The organism is Arsukibacterium sp. MJ3 (assembly GCF_000987765.1).
Lineage (GTDB): Bacteria > Pseudomonadota > Gammaproteobacteria > Enterobacterales > Alteromonadaceae > Alishewanella.
This window is the reverse complement of record NZ_LAHP01000001.1, coordinates 25,062-45,129: the sequence shown is the minus strand read 5'-3', so window position 1 is coordinate 45,129 and position 20,068 is coordinate 25,062. Positions and strand designations below refer to the sequence as shown.

The 20,068-nt window shown below is 47.0% G+C and carries 17 protein-coding genes; 5 read left to right on the top strand and 12 right to left on the bottom strand.

Annotation, left to right across the window (positions count from 1 at the left end; all coding sequences use genetic code 11):
* Window positions 1-89: 89 nt before the first annotated feature.
* Window positions 90-1,367 carry an adenosylmethionine--8-amino-7-oxononanoate transaminase gene (bioA, locus tag VT06_RS00195; protein ID WP_046552250.1) on the top strand — a complete coding sequence of 426 codons (1,278 nt, stop codon included), beginning with the start codon at window positions 90-92 and terminating at the stop codon, window positions 1,365-1,367.
* Here bioA and VT06_RS00190 read toward each other — a convergent pair.
* Window positions 1,357-1,740 carry a hypothetical protein gene (locus VT06_RS00190; protein WP_046552249.1) on the bottom strand — a complete coding sequence of 128 codons (384 nt, stop codon included), beginning with the start codon at window positions 1,738-1,740 and terminating at the stop codon, window positions 1,357-1,359. The genes bioA and VT06_RS00190 overlap by 11 nt on opposite strands.
* A gap of 103 nt (window positions 1,741-1,843) precedes the next feature.
* On the opposite strand from VT06_RS00190, the gene asnS reads away from it, so the two are divergent.
* The gene (gene asnS / locus VT06_RS00185) at window positions 1,844-3,244 is read left to right on the top strand and encodes an asparagine--tRNA ligase (RefSeq protein ID WP_046552248.1); all 1,401 of its coding nucleotides are present in this window, start codon (window positions 1,844-1,846) and stop codon (window positions 3,242-3,244) included.
* Between the two features lie 75 nt (window positions 3,245-3,319).
* Here asnS and VT06_RS00180 read toward each other — a convergent pair whose 3' ends face one another.
* The 3 genes from VT06_RS00180 to glgC form a co-directional block, all read right to left on the bottom strand.
* Complete coding sequence (locus VT06_RS00180) at window positions 3,320-3,877, bottom strand: NAD(P)H nitroreductase (protein ID WP_046552247.1); 558 nt, start codon at window positions 3,875-3,877, stop codon at window positions 3,320-3,322.
* A gap of 132 nt (window positions 3,878-4,009) precedes the next feature.
* Entirely contained in the window at window positions 4,010-5,413 is a 1,404-nt protein-coding gene (locus VT06_RS00175; protein ID WP_046552246.1) for a glycogen synthase, read from the bottom strand.
* A gap of 19 nt (window positions 5,414-5,432) precedes the next feature.
* Window positions 5,433-6,668: a glucose-1-phosphate adenylyltransferase gene (glgC, locus tag VT06_RS00170; RefSeq protein ID WP_046552245.1), complete on the bottom strand. Its 1,236-nt coding sequence runs from the start codon at window positions 6,666-6,668 to the stop codon at window positions 5,433-5,435.
* A gap of 312 nt (window positions 6,669-6,980) precedes the next feature.
* Between glgC and VT06_RS18345 the strand changes: the two genes are divergently transcribed.
* Window positions 6,981-7,853 (top strand): hypothetical protein, encoded by an 873-nt coding sequence (locus VT06_RS18345; protein ID WP_200897869.1) that lies wholly within the window; start codon window positions 6,981-6,983, stop codon window positions 7,851-7,853.
* Window positions 7,854-7,882: 29 nt separating this feature from the next.
* Here the strand turns inward: VT06_RS18345 and VT06_RS00160 are convergent, their stop codons facing one another.
* A complete protein-coding gene (locus tag VT06_RS00160; protein ID WP_046552467.1) occupies window positions 7,883-9,901 on the bottom strand; it encodes an NADPH-dependent 2,4-dienoyl-CoA reductase in 2,019 nt (672 codons plus the stop codon).
* A gap of 166 nt (window positions 9,902-10,067) precedes the next feature.
* Here VT06_RS00160 and sppA point away from each other — a divergent pair, with 166 nt between their 5' ends.
* Both sppA and ansA read left to right on the top strand, forming a co-directional pair.
* Entirely contained in the window at window positions 10,068-11,948 is a 1,881-nt protein-coding gene (sppA, locus tag VT06_RS00155) for a signal peptide peptidase SppA (RefSeq protein ID WP_046552244.1), read from the top strand.
* 69 nt (window positions 11,949-12,017) lie between these two features.
* Window positions 12,018-13,034, top strand: a complete 1,017-nt coding sequence (ansA, locus tag VT06_RS00150; RefSeq protein WP_046552243.1) for an asparaginase — start codon at window positions 12,018-12,020, stop codon at window positions 13,032-13,034.
* 57 nt (window positions 13,035-13,091) lie between these two features.
* On the opposite strand, the gene VT06_RS00145 is transcribed toward ansA, so the two are convergent.
* The 7 genes from VT06_RS00145 to VT06_RS00115 are packed head-to-tail and all read right to left on the bottom strand — an operon-like array spanning window position 13,092 to window position 19,835.
* Window positions 13,092-15,827, bottom strand: coding sequence for a DUF349 domain-containing protein (locus VT06_RS00145; RefSeq protein WP_046552242.1), 2,736 nt, complete (start codon window positions 15,825-15,827; stop codon window positions 13,092-13,094).
* Window positions 15,817-16,098 carry a DUF1315 family protein gene (locus VT06_RS00140; protein WP_046552241.1) on the bottom strand — a complete coding sequence of 94 codons (282 nt, stop codon included), beginning with the start codon at window positions 16,096-16,098 and terminating at the stop codon, window positions 15,817-15,819. The genes VT06_RS00145 and VT06_RS00140 overlap by 11 nt, the downstream gene beginning before the upstream one ends.
* Window positions 16,099-16,101: 3 nt before the next feature.
* Window positions 16,102-16,425 (bottom strand): zinc ribbon domain-containing protein, encoded by a 324-nt coding sequence (locus VT06_RS00135; protein ID WP_046552240.1) that lies wholly within the window; start codon window positions 16,423-16,425, stop codon window positions 16,102-16,104.
* A 28-nt stretch (window positions 16,426-16,453) separates the two neighbouring features.
* Window positions 16,454-17,581: a M14-type cytosolic carboxypeptidase gene (locus VT06_RS00130; RefSeq protein ID WP_046552239.1), complete on the bottom strand. Its 1,128-nt coding sequence runs from the start codon at window positions 17,579-17,581 to the stop codon at window positions 16,454-16,456.
* Window positions 17,582-17,634: 53 nt separating this feature from the next.
* The gene (locus VT06_RS00125) at window positions 17,635-17,880 is read right to left on the bottom strand and encodes a DUF2960 family protein (RefSeq protein WP_046552238.1); all 246 of its coding nucleotides are present in this window, start codon (window positions 17,878-17,880) and stop codon (window positions 17,635-17,637) included.
* The gene (locus tag VT06_RS00120) at window positions 17,881-18,732 is read right to left on the bottom strand and encodes an EamA family transporter (RefSeq protein WP_046552237.1); all 852 of its coding nucleotides are present in this window, start codon (window positions 18,730-18,732) and stop codon (window positions 17,881-17,883) included.
* Window positions 18,729-19,835 (bottom strand): 1-acyl-sn-glycerol-3-phosphate acyltransferase, encoded by a 1,107-nt coding sequence (locus VT06_RS00115; RefSeq protein WP_046552236.1) that lies wholly within the window; start codon window positions 19,833-19,835, stop codon window positions 18,729-18,731. The genes VT06_RS00120 and VT06_RS00115 overlap by 4 nt, the downstream gene beginning before the upstream one ends.
* Window positions 19,836-20,068: the final 233 nt, after the last annotated feature.

The window sequence follows — 20,068 nt, the reverse complement described above, 5'->3', positions numbered from 1 at the left end:
TTGTTGTTATAAGGTTTTTCGGCTAGTCTAACCGGCCATTAGCCGTTGTCAACGCCGACCACATCATTAACTTTACTACTGGTTATTTTATGAGCATTGATTTAGAGTTTGACCGTAACCATATTTGGCATCCTTATACCTCAATGGACAAACCACTGCCGGTTTATCCAGTTGTGGCGGCCAAGGGCTGCGAACTTATTTTAGAAAATGGCCAGCATCTCATTGATGGTACCTCATCGTGGTGGGCCGCCGCCCATGGCTATAATCATCCGGTATTAAATGCAGCAGTAACAGCGCAGCTGCAACAAATGGCCCACGTGATGTTTGGCGGTATAACCCATCAACCTGCCGTCAGTTTATGTCAGCAACTGATTGAGATAACCCCTGCAGCACTCACTAAAGTGTTTTTAGCTGACAGTGGTTCAGTGGCGGTCGAAGTGGCCATTAAAATGGCTTTACAGTACTGGCTCGCCAGCGACACGCCGCAAAAAACCAAGCTGGTGAGCTTGCGTAAAGGCTATCATGGCGATACCTTTGCCGCGATGGCTGTTTGTGATCCGGTAGACGGCATGCACGACCTTTTTGCTGGCATTCTCAATAAGCATTATTTTTTACCGGCACCAGCCAGTACGTTTAGTGAAACCTTTAACCCGGCTGATATTGCGCCTTTAGCCACCCTTTTAGCGAAAGAACACCAGCATATTGCCGCACTTATTTTAGAGCCGATTGTGCAGGGTTATGGCGGTATGCGCTTTTATCACCCGGAGTATCTGCGCCAGGCACGGGCGTTATGCGATCACTATCGGATACTATTAATTGCCGATGAAATTGCCACTGGCTTTGGCCGTACCGGTAAGTTGTTTGCCTGCGAGCATGCCGGTATAACACCCGATATTATGTGCTTAGGTAAGGCCCTTAGCGGCGGCTATATTACGCTGGCAGCTACGCTATGCACCGATGAAGTTGCGCGGGGCATCAGCCAAAGTGCTGCTGGCGGCTTAATGCATGGCCCCACTTTTATGGCTAACCCACTGGCCTGTGCCGTTGCCAATGCCAGTGTTACTTTAATTCGGCAAGATAACTGGCCGGCTCAGGTTAAAGCTATTGAGCAGCAAATGCAGCATGAATTAGCGGTATGCAATACTTCAGCTGCGGTAAAAGATGTCAGGGTATTGGGCGCTATTGGTGTGCTGGAAATGCGACACAACGTTGATGTAGCAACACTACAGCAGCAATTTGTGGAATTAGGCGTGTGGATCCGACCATTTAATAACTTAATTTATATTATGCCGCCGTTTATTATCAGTCCGGCACAGTTAAGCAGGCTAACTTCGGCCATGGCAACGGTGGCCGGCGCTAACGCATAATATAAAACAACATACCGCTGGCACTGAGCAGTAACACAATAATATTAAAATGCAGATGGTCACTATAGCGCTTTAAACGCACCCAATTTAGCACGATGCTGGCGGCAGTAATAATAACGCAACCCCAGAGTAAATAAACCAGCCAAAACGTTAACTGTGGCCGCCAATAGTCCCGAATGTCTATACCCAGGTAACGCACTAAACCAGAGTCCATGTCTGGCCGGGCGTAATGGCTAAGCACTAACGCCACAAAAAACAGCAGCCAGGCAATAATCGCCAGATACTTAAAAGCCCGGCATAGCAAGTCAGGGCCAGCTCTACGTTCAAAGTCGGGGCCGCCTTTATCTTGTCCTGTTCTGTAATGTGCGGTCATTTTTGGCTTCCTTCCAATTTTTACTTGTTTTCAGCTACTGGCAAAGTATGATTACAACTTTCATAAATATAGCTTAGTTATAACACCATCTGGAGTTTGTTGCATGACGCACGCCGTAGTTAAAGATGTGTTGGCCGGTAAATACCCTACCGGTTCACAGATCACAGTTAAAGGCTGGATCCGCACCCGTCGCGATTCGAAAGCCGGTATTTCTTTTTTAGCTGTGCACGATGGCAGCTGTTTTGATGCAGTGCAGGCTGTTGTGCCATCAGAGCTGGCTAATTATGAAAATGAAATTAAGCGCTTAACCACAGCCTGTTCGGTTATGGTAACCGGCACCGTTGCCCGCTCTGAGGGCCAGGGCCAGGCGTATGAAATTCAAGCTGACCATGTTAGCGTGGTCGGCTGGGTTGAAAACCCAGACACCTACCCAATGGCGCCAAAGCGGCACAGCATGGAGTACCTGCGCGAGCACGCCCATCTGCGTGCGCGGACCAATGTAATGGGTGCGGTTACCCGGGTAAGACATTGTTTGGCCCAAGCGGTGCACCGTTTTTTTCATGAGCAAGGCTATTATTGGATCAGTACGCCGATTATTACCGGTTCCGATACCGAAGGTGCTGGTGAAATGTTCCGGGTTAGTACGCTGGATTTGGAAAACTTACCGCGTACCGACAAAGGCAACATTGACTACAGCAAGGATTTTTTCGGTAAAGAAACTTACCTTACCGTATCTGGCCAGCTTAATGGTGAAACCTACGCTTGTGCCATGTCAAAAATTTATACTTTTGGCCCAACCTTTCGAGCTGAAAACTCCAATACCAGCCGCCATTTAGCAGAGTTTTGGATGATAGAGCCAGAAGTGGCCTTTGCCGAGCTAAAAGACATTGCTCAGCTGGCTGAAGACATGCTGAAGTACGTTTGCCAGGCAGTACTGACTGAGCGCGCTGATGATATGGCGTTTTTTGCGGAGCGCATCGACCCGACAGCCATTACCCGCTTACAACAGTTAGTTAGCTCGCCTTTTGTGCGGATGGACTACACCGATGCCATTGAAATATTAAAAACCTGTGGCAAAACCTTCCAATATCCAGTGGAATGGGGTGTTGATTTGCAATCTGAACACGAACGCTACTTAGCAGAGGAGCATGTGGGCGCACCAATCATTATGCAAAACTACCCAAAAGACATTAAAGCGTTTTATATGCGCTTAAATGACGATGGTAAAACCGTTGCTGCCATGGATGTATTGGCGCCTGGTATTGGTGAAATTATTGGTGGGAGCCAACGGGAAGAGCGGCTGGAGCATTTTGACCGTCGACTTGATGAAATGGGCCTGAATAAGGAAGATTACAGTTGGTATCGTGATTTACGTCGCTACGGCACCGTACCACATGCAGGCTTTGGCTTAGGCTTCGAGCGTTTAGTATCCTATGTTACCGGGGTAGGTAACGTGCGTGATGTTATCGCCTTCCCGCGTACGCCGGGTAACGCCGAGTTCTAAGCGATTATCAATAATCGTAAATAGCAAAAGGGAGCCACCGGCTCCCTTTTTAATGGTTTTGTTTCACGAATACTGCTAGAAGTAAGAAAAAAACGCAGCAGGATCAATATCAGTGCGTACCGGTGCAGTACTGACGGCGGTGCCTAAATACAAAAAGCCGACAATTTCATCATCTTCACCTACTTCCAGCGATTGCTTAACAAAGTCTTGCTGAGCATAACCGCCAGTGCGCCATACCCCACCAAACCCTTGTGCAAAGGCCGCTTGTTGCATCGCCATTACCGCACAAGCCGCCGATTGCACTTGTTCATGGGCCGGCACCTTAGGATGCTCAATAACTTTTGCTATACATACAATCACCATTGGCGCCCGCAGCGGCAATTGCCGCGCCCGCTCATGCATTTCTGGTGAAATACCCGGTGCATCTTCAATAGCCGCTTCGGCAAACACATCACCCAACCGATTAAGCGGCTCTTTACCGGTGACAATAACAAACCGCCAGGGGCGTAAACCACCATGATCAGGCACCTTTAATGCGGCCCGCTTAATAAGCTCTAACACCTCGCCAGCAGGTGCCGGCTCGGTTAATCGCGGGGTGGAATACCGTGTTGTCAGTAGTGTCAACGCATCCATAATTTAACCTCATTCAACGACTCGGCCAGCAGGCTAACAAAGTTCACTCATTATGCACATGAGAAACTAGTACAATAGCGGTTGTTTGCTCATTCGCCGACCAGTACGCGTCTAGTAACAGCAATAACAGCACTATAGCGCTGATATCGCCTGTTGATACAGTGCCAGATAGTGCGCACTAGCCTCATCCCAACCAAAACTCTGCTTCATCGCCCTTTGTTGTACTTTGTTATACATTTTCCGGTTTTCATATAATGTTAATGCTTGTTGTAGTGCTTGTAGTAGTGCTGGTGTAGTTGGTTCAGCAAAACCAATACCTGTAGCCTGTTTGTCCGGCCAGGGCAGCACGGTATCTTTTAACCCACCGGTTAACCTTACAATCGGCAAATTACCGTAACGTAAACTGTATAACTGATTTAAACCGCAGGGTTCAAACAAACTGGGCATTAGAAAAAAATCTCCCGCTGCTTCTACCTGATGTGCCAGACGTTCATTAAAACCTTCAATAAAACGGAACTTGTCTGGAAACGTTAGGGCTAATTGATGTAATTGTTGGCAGTAATACACCTCGCCACTGCCCACAATAACCACTTGCACCGGTGCTTCTTTTAACCATTGCTGCAATGCTGGGATCAGCATATCAAAGCCCTTTTGGCCGGTCACCCGGCTCACCGCAACGAATAAGGGGCTATTGGCTATGGCAAGCTGATAATCTTGCTGCAGCTGTTGTTTACAGCAAGCTTTGCCCGCCAAATTGGTAAGATGATAAGGCGCTGCTATGGCCGGATCCGTCGCCGGATCCCACATCGCGTAATCACAGCCATTTAAAATGCCACTAAAATCGTTTTGGCGCAGCTGATACCAATATGCCAGGCCATTAGCCGCTGGCTCTGTTAGTAACTCGTCACGATAGCCCCGGCTTACCGTATTAATTTTAGTGGCGTATTGCAGGGCTAATTGTAAAAAATTAATGTTCTGTCCGGTTGTTGGCAAATCAAGCTGTTCTGCCCAAAACGGCTGACACTGCTGCTGATAAGCACCATTATGAATGGTAAATATAAAAGGCGTTGCAGCTAACGCAGACACGTGTTGGCGCAACGTAGATAAGTAAAAGGCGGCAGGCGCGGTTTGCCAGTCATGGCCATGCAGCACGTCAAAGGCAGGCTGGTTACTGGCCCATGCCAAAGCCGCCTTGCAAAAAAAAGCAAAACGCAGCGGGTTATCGGCGTAGCCATGCTGGCCATCATCATAAGGTCGGGACCGGCCAAAAAAATCATGATGTTCAACCAGATGTATAGTTACCCCGGCAAGCGAAGTACTGCGCACCGCACAGCCTAAAGTACGGCCACCTAACTCTACAAATACCGACTCTGAGTGTTCAGTTTTCAGCTGATAAAGCGTGGCGTACCTCGGTAAAATCACACTAACCTGATGACCACTGGCTAGCAAATTGCTGGCCAGACCGCGACAAGCATCGGCCAAGCCACCGGTTTTAATTAATCCTTCATATTCACTGCAAATAAACAAAATACGCAAAAAAACCTTCCTAAATTACTTAAACGTCAAAACCAACCTTAGCGCCTTTTGGGATCACCACCACGCCACCCGGCGATATATGAAAACGCGCTTTATCTTGCACCGGATCTTCACCAATAATAGTACCTGGGGCAATTTTAACGTCTTTATCAATAATCGCCCGGTGAATACGACACCCCCGTCCTATATCGTTATTGCCCATCAATACACATTTCTCAATATAACTGTGGCTATGCACATGCACGTTGTAACCCAGTATTGACTGATACACGATACCACCACTAACAATGCAGCCTGATGCCACCATAGAACTGATAGCCTGACCGGTACGGTTGGTTTCGTCATGCACAAACTTCGCGGGTGGCATGGGCGGCGTATAGCTACGTAATGGCCAGTAGCGGTTATACACATCAAATGGCGGATTAATAGAAATTAAATCCATATTGGCTTCATAATAAGAATCTATGGTACCCACATCGCGCCAATAACCGGCACTGCTTTCAGACTCGCCGCGAATACGATTACTTGAAAAATCATACACATAAACTTCGCCCTGCGGATACAAACCCGGAATAATATTGTGACCAAAATCGTGTTTAGAGTCGGCCAGCTGCGCATCGGCTTCCAGTACATCTACCAGGCAGCGCGCTTCAAAAATATAATTCCCCATCGATGCCAGCACAAAATCGGGACGCCCAGGAATGGTTTTCGGGTTCTGTTTCGGCTTTTCTTCAAAACCAATCATTTTTCCATGCTCGTCAACTTCAATAACACCAAACTCATGCGCCTGACTTACCGGTACTGGTATCGCCGCCACCGTAAGTTTGGCTTTATTATTACGATGAAAATCAAGCATTTGCCGCACATCCATCTTATAAATATGGTCACCGCCAAATACACAAACATGCTCTGGATCTAAGCCTTCAATTAAATGTAAATTCTGATAAATGGCATCGGCAGTACCTAAATACCAATGCTTACCCGTTTGCATTTGCGCCGGTATCGGGTCGATAAAACGGTTGGTTAAGCCACTTACTCGCCAAGCGCGACCCAGATGCTTCATCAGTGAATGCGATTTAAACTGCGTTATAACGAATATCTGTAATAAATCAGAATTTACAAAGTTATTCAGTACAAAGTCGACAATCCGATAATTGCCACCAAATGGCACGGCCGGTTTAGCACGGATCCCGGTAAGCGGTGCTAAACGGGTTCCTTCACCCCCTGCAAGCACCATGGTTAACACACCTGACATAAAGACTCCCTGTATTTACACTGTAAAAGTAAACGGTAATAGATAGAATGTGCGGCGAAGCTAATACCACGATAGCATTATTAACAGATAAAGCACCAGAAATGTCCGCAAGAACAGCGAAAATCAGCCTGATAAGTGGCCCTATGGTATTCTGTAAACAAGAACTTAGGGGAGTATTCGACATGTTGACTGCAAAAATTTAAACCACTAAAAAATATAGTTATCAGGCCTAGTGCACAACGTCAACTTGGCATGCTAAATTGCGCAGGTTTTACCCAACCCCACCCGAAACACCTTACCCTCTGAGGTTATATGACAATGTTTTGCTTGCCCAAAGTGCCCGTTTCGCGTGCATGGTATGTAGCCATAGTATTTTTGTTAAGCGGCTGTATTGCGCCAGCCTTACTGTTTTCACCCCAAGGCCAGTTAATGTGGGCATTGTTAAAACCGTTGGTTGGGTTAGATCCCAATGAGGTTAATTTATTTGAACAACCGCTAATAAAAAGCCGAGTGCAGTCTTTGCTGGGTGCAAATTACGACACTACAGTGAGTTTATTAAAAACCGCCAATGAAATTCAGCAAGAAGGACCGCTGTTTTATCTGGTGTCAAGACATACTCCAATACCACTATTGGCAGAAAAAGCAGGCCTAGTCTGGAATGCCGATACTAATCAGCTGGCGGTATTATTAGTAACAGGTGGTGCGCCACAGATTTTCGCTGAGCACATCAATAAACAGGCTGAGCAGCTGATACCGAGCTGGCCTAAAGCGTTAGCTGATTACGCTGATCCGGCGGCGTTGCAGCAAAAAGCCATCTCTGCCGCCAGCAATAAGCTTTATGCAGAAATACCCGCCGAATTAAACGTGGCACTCGCGATGGCAGCTGATCCGAAAGCTGCCATCGCGTTACAAACAAATAATCTGACACAGAAAGCATTGTCACCACTACAGCAGCAACAGGCTGAAGCAAGGGTGCAGTTAAACACCGCTGAACAAGCCGTAACGGCAGCAGAAATACAAGCACAGCAAGCAGAGCTGCAGTTACAGCAGAGCCTGGCCGGCAGCGAGGCTTTTCAGCTCGCCACTGGGCGCTATAGCGCTGCACAGCAGCAGTTGCTAAGAGTGCGCCAGGCCTTAGAAGTGGCAAAAGCAAAAAATAAGGCGTTGGCAACAGTAGCATTTTAACGCTTCTGTTCATTACTTACCGCCAACCGTTAAATTTGTGCGGCTAGCTCTGCCCCCTGGCGAATCGCTTGTTTTGCATCTAGTTCGGCGGCAACATCGGCGCCACCAATTAAATGATGGCGTATACCCCGTTCTGTTAACCCTTGCTGTAACGCCCGTTGTGGTATCTGCCCGGCACAAATAATTACATTGTCGACGTCGAGGCAGCGCTCTTCGCCGTTAATTTCCAGCCATAAACCGTTATCGTCTACTTTTAAATAGTTAACGCCCGCCATCATTTCCACGCCTTTTTTCTTTAGCGAGGCGCGGTGCGTCCAACCAGTGGTTTTGCCTAAACTGCCACCCACTTTGCTGGCTTTACGTTGCATCAGATAAATTTTACGCGCGGCAGGCTCAGGTAAACTATCTGGCAGTAAAGCACCACGGCCCTGGTAGCTTTTATCTACGCCCCACTCTTTTAACCAAGCGTCGGGTTGCAGCGTTAACGAGTTATCTTCAGTTAAATACTCGGCAACATCAAAACCGATACCACCAGCACCAATAATAGCTACGTTTTTACCTACCGATTTATGATCGCGTAACACATCTAAGTAACTGAGTACTTTCGGATGGTCTTGCCCGGCCAAGTCAATTTGACGCGGTAAAATACCACTGGCTAAAATAACGTCATCAAAGCCACCTTCTGCTAAACTTTCTGCCGTTTGCTCAGAATTTAAATGCAGTTTAATGGCATGTAATTCAATCATTCGACCAAAATAACGTAAGGTTTCATAAAACTCTTCTTTGCCCGGAATTTGCTTGGCATAATTAAACTGGCCACCGATTTGATGCGATTTATCAAATAAATGCACCTGATGACCACGCTGCGCCGCATACACACTAAAGGCTAAACCTGCCGGACCGGCACCGACTACCGCTAATTTTTTAGGCATTGTGGCAGCGTCAAAATTCAGTTCGGTTTCATAGCAAGCTCTGGGGTTAACTAAACAACTGGCGCGTTTATTTTGAAACACATGATCAAGACATGCCTGATTACAGGCTATGCAGGTATTGATCAAATCGGCGTTATCGGCAGCCGCTTTGTTAACAAAATCAGCATCCGCTAAAAATGGCCGGGCCATACACACCATATCAGCCTGGCCGTTAGCCAGAATATCTTCCGCTACCTGCGGATCGTTTATGCGATTGGTAGCAATAACCGGTATGCTCAGCTCTTTTTTAACCCGTTCAGTTATCCAACTAAAGGCCGCTCGGGGCACTCGGGTGGTAATTGTTGGCACCCGAGCTTCATGCCAGCCAATGCCAGTGTTTATTAAGGTAGCGCCAGCTTCTGCAACGGCTTTGCCTAGTGCGACTACTTCTTCAAAACTATTACCATCTTCTACTAAATCCAGCATTGATAAACGGTAAATAATAATAAAGTCTGGACCACACCGCTCCCGCACCGCTTTTACCGTTTCAACCGCAAAGCGGCTACGGTTCTCAAAACTGCCACCCCACTCATCCTTACGATGGTTGGTACGCCGGCACACAAATTGATTAATTAAATAGCCTTCAGAACCCATTATTTCAACACCATCGTAACCGGCTTTTTTAGCCAACTTCGCCGCAGAGGCAAAGTCTTTAATGGTGCCAGTAACTTGCCGCGCTGACATGGCAGAGGGTTTAAAAGGCGTAATAGGTGATTGTATTTTGCTGGGTGCAACATTAAAAGGATGGTAACCGTATCGGCCGGCATGCAGCAGTTGCAAGCATATTTTTGCATCGTACTGATGCACCGCAGCAGTAACCTGACAATGTTTCTTTACCTGCCACCAATAGCTAAGCTGGCTCCCAAATGGCACCAGATTGCCGCGAAAGTTTGGGCTGATACCGCCGGTAATAATTAAGCCTACGCCGCCTTTAGCCCGCTCAGCATAAAAAGCAGCAAGTTTCGCAAAACCGTTTTTCTCTTCTTCAAGGCCAGTATGCATTGACCCCATAATGACGCGATTTTTCAGCGTTGTGAACCCTAAATCCAGTGGTTGTAATAATCGTTGATATGCCACCGCAGCCTCTCTGGTCTTACCTGTTAAATGGGAAGAATGTAGCCGCTTTAGCGGCTGATAGCAAGCGCTAAACATTTACTTACAAATTCAATTTAGTCTTTGCCGCTAAATTGGTTAGCATAGCAATATTAATGATTAAACTTTATTAACAGTACAGGAATTTACTATGTCTGACATCAGAAAAGGTCCCATTCGGCGCTTCTTTGGCGCTATTTGGCGTGTTTACCGGGGTTTTCGCGCTACCGTGCTTAACCTATTATTTATTTTTATTGTTGCCATTGTGCTCATCGCGGTATTTAGTGGTAAAGACAAAGTAAAAATAGCAGATACCGCCGCCTTGGTGCTTAATTTACACGGTGATTTGGTTGAAGAAAAACGCTGGGTCGATCCGTTCTCCAGTTTGGTTAATCAAGGCTTAGGCGCAGCAGAAGATTCACCGGAAATGCTGGTGTCGGATATAGTTAAAGTGATTGAGACCGCCACCACAGATAACCGTATCCAGGCGATGGTACTTGACGTCTCAGCTTTACGCTCTGCCTCACTGGATAAAATGCAGCGGGTAGGTGTTGCTATAGAAAGTTTTAAAGCGGCTGGCAAAAAAGTATTCAGCCATGGCGCTTACTTTGGACAAACCCAGTATTACCTGGCCAGTTACGCCGATGAAATTAGCTTAAACCCGATGGGCGCCGTTATTCTGGAAGGTTATGGCAGCTATCCGATGTATTACAAAGCCGCCTTAGAAAAACTGAAAATTAATACCCACGTATTTAGGGTAGGTACTTATAAATCAGCAGTAGAGCCTTTTTTGCGAAACGATATGTCTGATGCAGCAAAAGAAGCCAACATTGGCTGGTTATCAGGCCTGTGGCAAACCTATAAGCAAGATGTCAGTAGCCGTCGTGGTTTTGACATGACTAACTTTGATGAAAGCTACGACGCCCTGCTGCAAAAAATGCAAGCCGCAGACGGTGATACCGCGCAGTATGCCATTAATAATAAGTTCGTTGATAACGTGGCAACCCGTGAGCAATTTCAGCAAAAACTGATTGGCATTGTGGGTAAAAACGACAAGCACGTTTACAACCACGTTAGCTTTGACGACTATGCCAAGTATGCTGTGCCCTCTAAGGCGTTTGTTAATCCATTAACTTCAAAAGTAGCTGTAGTAGTGGCCCGAGGTATGATTGTTGACGGCAGTGCTAAAGCCGGCACCATTGGTGGCGACACCACTGCAGCTTTACTGCGCCGGGCCCGCTTTGACGATAAAGTAAAAGCCGTGGTACTGCGAATTGACAGTGGCGGTGGCAGCGCCTTTGCGTCAGAAATTATTGGCCAGGAAATTAGCCTGCTACGTGAAGCAGGCAAGCCAGTTATTGCCTCTATGGGTGCGGTTGCGGCATCAGGCGGCTACTGGATTGCGGCACCAGCCAATGAAATTTGGGCCTCACCAACTACCATTACCGGCTCTATTGGCATTTTCGGCTTGCTACACACCGCTGAAGATTCATTGGCAGCACTTGGCTTAAACGTTGATGGCGTAGGTACCACTGAACTTGCCGGTTTATCTGCCGGTTTGCCGCTTTACCAGGGCCTGAACAGCAAAGCGAAAGATATTATGCAATTACTGATTGAACGTGGTTATACCGAGTTTTTAACCATGGTTGGCAGTAATCGTAATATGTCGCTTGATGAAGTTGATGCTGTAGCGCAAGGCCGGGTATGGACCGGCAGTAAAGCGCTGGAACTTGGCTTAGTTGATAAGCTGGGCAACTTTGACGACGCTATTGCCGCCGCCGCAGAAAAAGCCGGCTTAACCACCTATGATGTACAGGTTATTACTCAGGAATTGTCACCTACTGAGCAAATGCTAAAAGAATTGTTTGCCAGTGCCAAAGCGAGTGGCTGGTTACCACAAGTGCAGGCCACACCCGAGCAACAAATGCTGCAACGGATGAGTAAGCAGTTACGCCAAGACTTTGTGATACTGAATCAGTTTAACGATCCGAACGGCGTATACTCTTATTGCATGACCTGTAGCATTAACTGACAACAGGCATTAACTGCTTTACAATGCCCGCTATGTTAGCGGGCATTTTTATGTAAATTAATAGCTTATATGAACAGAAAACGCATTTATGTCGCGTATACCGGTGGTACTATTGGTATGCAGCAATCGGCACAGGGCTTTGTGCCGGTACCTGGCTTTTTAACGGCTACTGTTAATAAAATGCCAGAGTTTTTTCACCCCGATATGCCATTATTTGATATTCATGAATATCATCCGGTTATCGACTCCTCCGATATGACACCAAGCCACTGGCAACATATTGCTGAAGATATTCAGCAACACTACCAGCAATATGACGGTTTTGTGGTGCTGCATGGCACCGATACCATGGCCTATACTGCTTCTGCCTTGTCATTTATGCTGGAGAATTTGCAAAAACCGGTCATTATTACCGGCTCACAAATTCCACTGGCACAGCTGCGTTCAGACGGTCAGGTAAATTTACTCAATGCCTTATACCTGGCCGCGTGCTACCCCATTGCTGAAGTGGCGTTATTTTTTAATAACCAACTGTTTCGGGGTAACCGGGCAACGAAGGCTGATGCCGATGGCTTTAATGCCTTTGCTTCGCCCAATTTTTTACCCCTGCTCGAAGCGGGTATTAATATTGATTTAATCGAAGGTAGGGTTAGCAAGCCGGGTGAAAAAATTGCCGAGTTACAAGTAACCGCTATTACGCCGCAGCCAATTAGTGTGGTGACGTTATACCCCGGCATCAGCACCGATGTTATCCGTAATATGCTGGGCGCGCCGGTGCGGGCATTAATTATTAAGTCATTTGGGGTAGGTAATGCACCGCAACGGCCTGAATTGCTACAAGTATTACAAGCTGCCAGCGAGCATGGCCAAATACTGGTGAATTGCACGCAGTGCTTTAAAGGTAAAGTAAATATGGACGGTTACGCCACCGGTAATGCTTTAAAAACCAGTGGCGTAATCAGTGGTTTTGACATGACGCTGGAAGCCACACTAACCAAGCTGCATTACCTGTTAAGCCAACCATTAGAACCAGCGCAAATTCGCCAGAAAATGCAGCAAAATTTGCGTGGTGAGCTAACACTTTAAGTACGGTTTACAGGCTACAACAACACACTGCGGGCCACTAACCAATGGCCCGCTATTTTATTCCAGATAGGCCGCTTTTATCCGGCTAACCAAGCTTAGCTCGGCTGCCGTTACCGGGCCAAAAGCCAGCCAATGTCGTAACAAATCCGGTTTATCAGTAACCTCACCAGCGTTATGCTTTAAGGTCAATAACGTTAGCTGTACCTGTTGGCGCTGGCTGCTTTCCTGCTCTGGGCCGCTAATGCCTGCAATAATTTCCAGCGCCTGAGTAACACCCAGGCGGTCTAATTTAAGCGCACCGGCTAATTCAGGCTGTGGTTTAAATTCAACTGGCCAAGCGTCGGTGCTGGTGTCAGCTTGTTGTAACACCTTAAATAAATTAATAACGCCCTGGCTTGCAGCCTGGCTAGCCTGCTGTTGCTGTAAACTGGTTAACTGTTGTTGCAGCTTATCACGCTGTTTACGAGCACTGGCATTAACACCAACATCCAGCGTCTGCAATTGCTCGCTCACCGCCGTAAATGCCGTACTGGCACTAGCAATAGTTAACGCATTTACAGCCTGTTCAATTTCAGCAAGGCGGGTATTTAACGCTTGCTCATCAATACGCTGCTGCTGCTGTTGCTCTGCGAGTTCGACCTGACGCTGATTAAAGAAGCCGTCGCACAATTGCCGTAATTGCTGCCACAGTTGCTGATCGTGTTTTTTACCGGCATAACCCAGTTGCTTCCAGCGTTGCTGCAGCTCTTTTAATATTTTACTGGTTTGATTAGTATCAGTTAAGCTTAATGCCGCCTGACCTTCCGCAATAAGTGCCTGCTTGTCGCTGGCAGCGTGCTGTTGCCATACACTGGCCCGCGCCTTAAGTAGGTTTAGCGCCTGCTGGTAACGCTGCTGCACTGGCAAAAAGTCTTGCCGTTTCACGGCCCCTGCTTGCTGCCAGGCCTGACTTGTCGCTTTTAGCGCACTGTCTAGTGCCGCCGGGGTAAGCTCTTGGCTAGCCAGTTGCTCTAACTGGTTAACAATCGCTGCACGCTCAGCTAAATTTGCCGCTTTTAGTTCATCCTGCTCGGCAAAATAACGACGGCAAGGCGCATAAGCCTGCTCGCAAGCACTATCAAAGGCTTGGTTAAGCTCAGCGTCTTGCTCTGGTGCGGCTTTACCATAACTGCCCCATTGTTGACGGGCGTATTTTACTTGCTCTGCCCTAGCGGGCATATCCGTTGGTTCGGTTTGTAGCAACAATTGCATCTCTGTTAACAATTCCTGCTTTCGCGGCGCAGCAATGTAGGCTTGCAAATTGGCTAACTCCGTTACTCTGGCACTGGCTGCCTCTACTTCAGTTGCCAGTTTTTTCTGCTCTGACGGAGTAAGTTCGACATAATCGCTACAAATGCCTTTAAATAAGCCAAATAGCACTTTATAGCGCCCTTGCTGATCCAGCCGTTTAAATTCGGCTAACTTACTGCGGCATTGGCGCAATGCTTGTTCGCGCTGAGAGGTTAACGCAGCAATACTTTGCTGCCACTGCTGTTGTAACTGTTGTTTAGCTTGGCTTAGTGCTGCCGGTAATAACAGTGGTAACTCACGGCTAATAGTTAGCCAAGTGCGCTTATAGTCAGCAAATTGTTGGTTTGCTTGGTCAAGTTGCGTTAACTCTGTTGGCAATGCTTGCGCCGCCCAATCAGTTATTAATGCCGCAGCCTCCGTTAATTTCTCGGCTGTTTGTGCTAAATCGGTTAACTGGCTAGTCAATAGGCTTAGCTGTGTTGTTAGGTTGCTACGCTGTACATCACTTAATAGTGTTGCGTTGGCTATTTCTGACGTTAACAAGGCTAATGGCTGAGTAATGTTCTCTGCTTTACTGATATCAGCACTGGCTAAAGCGGTGCTTAGCTGTAAAGTAAGTTCAGCTATAGCCGTTGAAAACTGCTGGTACTGTGCGGCTGCTTCAGCAGCCAGAACTGCGGCGGCCTGCACTGCGGCAATTTGCTTTAACTGCGGCGCTAACCAGTTATCCAGTTTACTTACCAGCTGCTGGTATTTGTTACTGATACTTTCGGCTTCTGCGCCGGGTAAAAAATGTAGCTCGGTTTGATACTGTTGCCACTGTTGCTGCAGCGCAGTGAATTGTTCTGGAATGTCGGCTACTGCAAACCGCTCACGCAGGGCATTAAGCCGGGCCAGTAATAAGGTAAGATCTTTACGAAGTTTTGGTGGCTTTTGCTGTTGATTGGCGTGAGCCGTTAGCATTTGTTGTAACTGCCCGGCCAATTCACCGCTTAACAATTTACTAAGTTTTTCCAGCTGTTTCTGATCGTCCAGTTGCGCTAACAACTGCTGCTTCTGCGCAATAGTTAGCACTGAGCCTAACAAGGCTTTGATATTTAAGTCTGGCTTATTTAGGCGCTCTAACACGCTAAACAGTACTTCGGCGTCGGTTTCGCGCTCAGCTAGCTGCTCCAGTAAAGCCATACGATTGCACTGCGCCACAAACTGGCGCTTTAATGAAGCGGATATTTGCTGGGTTAATAGCATGGTCAGTAACTGTTGTTCGGCAAACTGACGTAATTTTTCGGTGTTGTCCTGTTTACTGGCTTGCCACCACAATGAAAAATCGTTTAGTTGCTCCAGCGCACTGCGTCGCACAGTTTCACTGCTATCGTTAAACGCCAGCTCATGTAATATTGCCTTATGCTCAAGCTGGCTAGACGACAGGCTGGCAATCGCCAGCTGGCGTACAGCAAAATCAGGGTGTTGCCACTTCGGTTTAAACCAGTTTTTAAAGATCATCGTGCCCAAACCTTGCTATTGCATCGTTATTGTCAAATTGCTTTTTAAGTTCAGCTTTGGTTTTTTGTACCAGCTGGCCATCGGCACCCACGGTAAATAATTCGTTCGACTGCAACACCGTTGACTGATACGCCAGTACCAGTTGTAATGTTTGCCCTTTTTGCTGCTCGGTGAGCGGCGTGCCATCAGCCCAGCGCCCGGTTCCGACCGCATCGGCCAGTTTATGATAGGTTTCAGGCGCCATCGCGCTAACCAGCGTTTTAAAGTCCATAGGTTATTTTCGCTTTAACAAAATAATTCGGGCCCGGGTAACCACATACCAACTGAAACCCAGCACAATGGCGATGTTAGAGGCATATTGATTGTAACTGTGCGACGCTGGCTGCCACCAATACAAAATGCCAAAGCCGCCTAGAAACAACAACATCGACAACATCGATTGATTCATTAATGATTGCAGCTTACGGTTTTTCTTTTCCCGTTCAATCAACGCCAGCTGCTCTGGGGTGTTACTGCTGAGATCGCCAGCACATTTGCTGCAGGCCGCTGCTTTGTCTGAAATACGTTGCCCGCAAAACGGGCAGGAAATAATGGCCATAATACTTACCTTTACCTCTCTATTTGCCTTAACGCAATTTATCTACAACCTGTAATATGGCTGCTAAGCTATCCTGGCCTAATTTCATTGAACGAATATCTGACCAGCCAAAAGCGGCATCCGGTAAATCGGCATTGTCTTTGAAGGGCATTTCTACGGTGTAAGCTAAACACTTAAATTGTTCAGCTACCCAATTAGTTGCTACCGTTAAATTGGCTTGCCCCGGGGCATCGATGTCATAACCGTGTTTTACCTGAAACTCCGGTGTTATGGTAAGTAGCGCGGCTTTAAAGTCTTGTGCTAACTGATGCATATGGTCATTGTAAGACGGCACACCTTCGGCACCAGCCACAAAGTTATACGGCAGGTTTTCATCACCGTGAATATCTAAAAACATATCCAGCCCGGTTTCTAACATTTTCTGGCGCACCAGATACACTTCCGGGCTATGTTCCATGGTCGGGTTTTGCCATTCGCGGTTCAGGTTAGCACCGGCGGCGTTAGTGCGTAAATTACCACGCACGCTGCCATCCGGGTTCATGTTGGGCACGATATAAAATACCGCTTTAGCCAGCAGGCTGCGCGCTACACCATCGTCTTCATCCAGTAAACGGTCTAACAAGCCTTCAATAAACCATTCGGCCATGGTTTCGCCAGGGTGTTGCCGAGCGATAATCCAAATTTTCTTTTTGTTATCATCAGGCTCACCAATTACCAGCAAGCTCATGTCGCGGCCATCCAGGGTATCGCCCAAATCAACCAGCTGACAATTAAAATCATTTTGCGCCTGATGCAGTAAATCTTGATGACGCTCGTAACTGTATGGCGCAAAGTAGGCAAAATACACCGATTCAGCTTCCGGGAAATGATTAATAATTAACGCTTTACCGTCAAATTCTGTTTCTACCCGAAACCAGGTTTGCCGGTCATATGACGCCACCGCCTGATAATCTTGCCAACCGTCAGGATACGCTGAACCCGCGGCATTGGTCAGGGTAATTTTATGTAGTTGTGGATGAGTGCTATTTAACCGAAAATGAAACCATTGATAAAAGTCTGACTGATTATCTTTGCGAATAGCCAGTTGAATGTCGGCCGGATCATCAGCGTTAATAATATCAATATTGCCGCTGTCAAAGTTACTGGTGATTTTCATAATTCGGTTCCTGTTTTAAAATGTATTAAGCCTAACATAGCCAAGCAGGGCTGCTAAGGTTCATCCCGCAGAAAAGTAATATTACTAAAGCCCATTTTGCTAAACGCTTGCTGACGAAAGTTTTTTATTGCTGCTTTATCTTTAGCCGTTTTAGCCACTTGCTGCTCCATTGCCAGAAAACTGACTAAACTAATGTCTTCAGCAGCAGCAACTGCTTCATACAAATCGATGAAACGATCGTAACTAAAGGCAATAATTTTAGTGCTACCTTTAAACGTATACTGTACTTGTCTTGCCACTTAACCTCCCTGCCAGGCTGGCCTGCGGCACAACCAGATTGAAAAAATGATCATAGCGCTACCGATGCTCAGGCGCAATAAATCGGTATCGCGTTGCCAAATAATAACGTTGACTAATAAGCCGGCCGGAATTAACGCATTATTCATAACGGCCAGCATACCACTGGAAACCTGGGTGGCGCCTTTATTCCAGCCATAATATCCCAAGCCGGACGCGATAAGCCCAAGCCACAGTAACACTCCCCAGTGGACAGTGGTGGACGGATATTGTGCACTGCCCAATAACCACCAAGCGGGAATGGCTACCAGCGCCGCCCCAACATAAAACCAGCCAAAGAGCTGATACTGGGCCACCGTCGGGTGCTTGGCCAATAGCCTTTTATAGCCAACCTGGCCAATGGCAAAACAAATATTGGCGCCCTGCACCACGGCAAAGCCGGTCCAGTAGTGTGCACTTAGTGACTGATAGCGCATTAATGCTGCCGCCAATACCGCAATTAACGCTGCCAGTAAAAACACTGGGTTAAAACGTCGTGCCAGCAGATCATGCAACAAGGTGATGTACAGCGGGGTAAAAATAGTAAATATCAGCACTTCAGGTACGCTTAATAGTAAAAATGACTGATAATAAAACAGATACATCAAACCCAGTTGCACTGCGCCAAGGCCAATAACCGGCCACACTAGCTTGGCCGCAAAACGATAGCGCACTATCAACGGGCTAAACAATAATAACGCCAATAGCACCCGGCTTAATACCGCAAAGTAGGCATCTACCTGCCCCGCCAGATACACACCTATCAGGCTGAAAGAAAACGCCCATAGCAGCGTGACACTAATTAAATATTTCATTGCTGTTGGTTTTTCAGTACAGGCGCAGCATATAAGGCGGTCATCATGTCTTGCGCTGCATGCGGCACGCTTTGCAGCCGTTGTTGCCACTGCTCGGCTGTCGCTGCAGAAATGTCAGACGCATTGCCACCGGCAGCCAGCGCATTAATCGGGTATAAGCGATAACGCTGCCAAATTTGCTGATCAATTAACGCCGCTGCGGCATCCGGATCGTCAGGAATGTACTCAAGCGGCTTGGCAAAGGCAACATGTACCCGGCCTTTATAGCCAACAATACCTTTAATAATGGCATCAATATCTTCAAACTCCGTTTTTTGGTAACTGCCATGCAATTTTCTTTGCCATAACTCGTTAATTTTATCGCTATCACAAGGGTCAAATTCGTACGATATGCACACCGGCACAATATTTAAACTTTGCAGGTAATCGCTAAACGTTTGCCCGTGCTTTTTGCCATGCATAAAAAACATTTTTAAAATGGTCGCATCGGTTTGGTCATTACCATCTTTTGCCCTACCTTCACGTTGAGCAATCCAGACTGAATGACGCTCATCAAGTGAATGCTTAATGTAGGCCGATAATTGTGACAGATTTTTTAGTATTTCCCGCGGCCCTTTGGCGCCGCGTTTAACGATAAAGCTTTTATTCAGTTTCATCAGTTCAGTGGCACAAGCTTTACGTAATAAATTATCACCAATTGCAATGCGCGCCGTCGCAAAACCGCATTGGTGCAAACACCAGTTTACCAGGGCCGGATCCATAGCAATATCACGATGATTAGATAAAAATAAATACGATTGCGCCGGGTTTAGCTGATCCAACCCGGAATAGGTTACCTTATCTGTAGTATTGGCAATCATCCGGTCTATAAAACCCGCAACCTGCAGCTGCACCGCCCTAACCGATTTTAATCTGGCCCAGCGCCGTTTTAACCATAACTTTACCAATGGCGATAGTAACCACCCCAAAGGGCCGGATAAACGAGGGAAGCGGTAATGTAGTATCGCCTGAATAAATTCACGATCGGCTATTAAGCGCGCTATTGCCGGCGCCACTTCGTCGTCATGGTAAGGCCGGATATCGGCAAAAGGATCTTGCTGCACTATTACTCAGTTCGGTTACTTAAAACAGCGGCCTATTTTACTGAGTTAGCAAAAATTCACCAGCGTTGAACGCATTTATTCTGCCTAATAAGCCAGTAAATTGCGGCTACCCGTTTACCATCAGGCTATCATTCACTATTGTCTTTACTAGCGCTTACAATAAAAGCGGTCAGCAACTGGCTAAAATTACTGCAGTTAGCTCAACGAGCATTGCTTTCTGGCGCGGAATCATT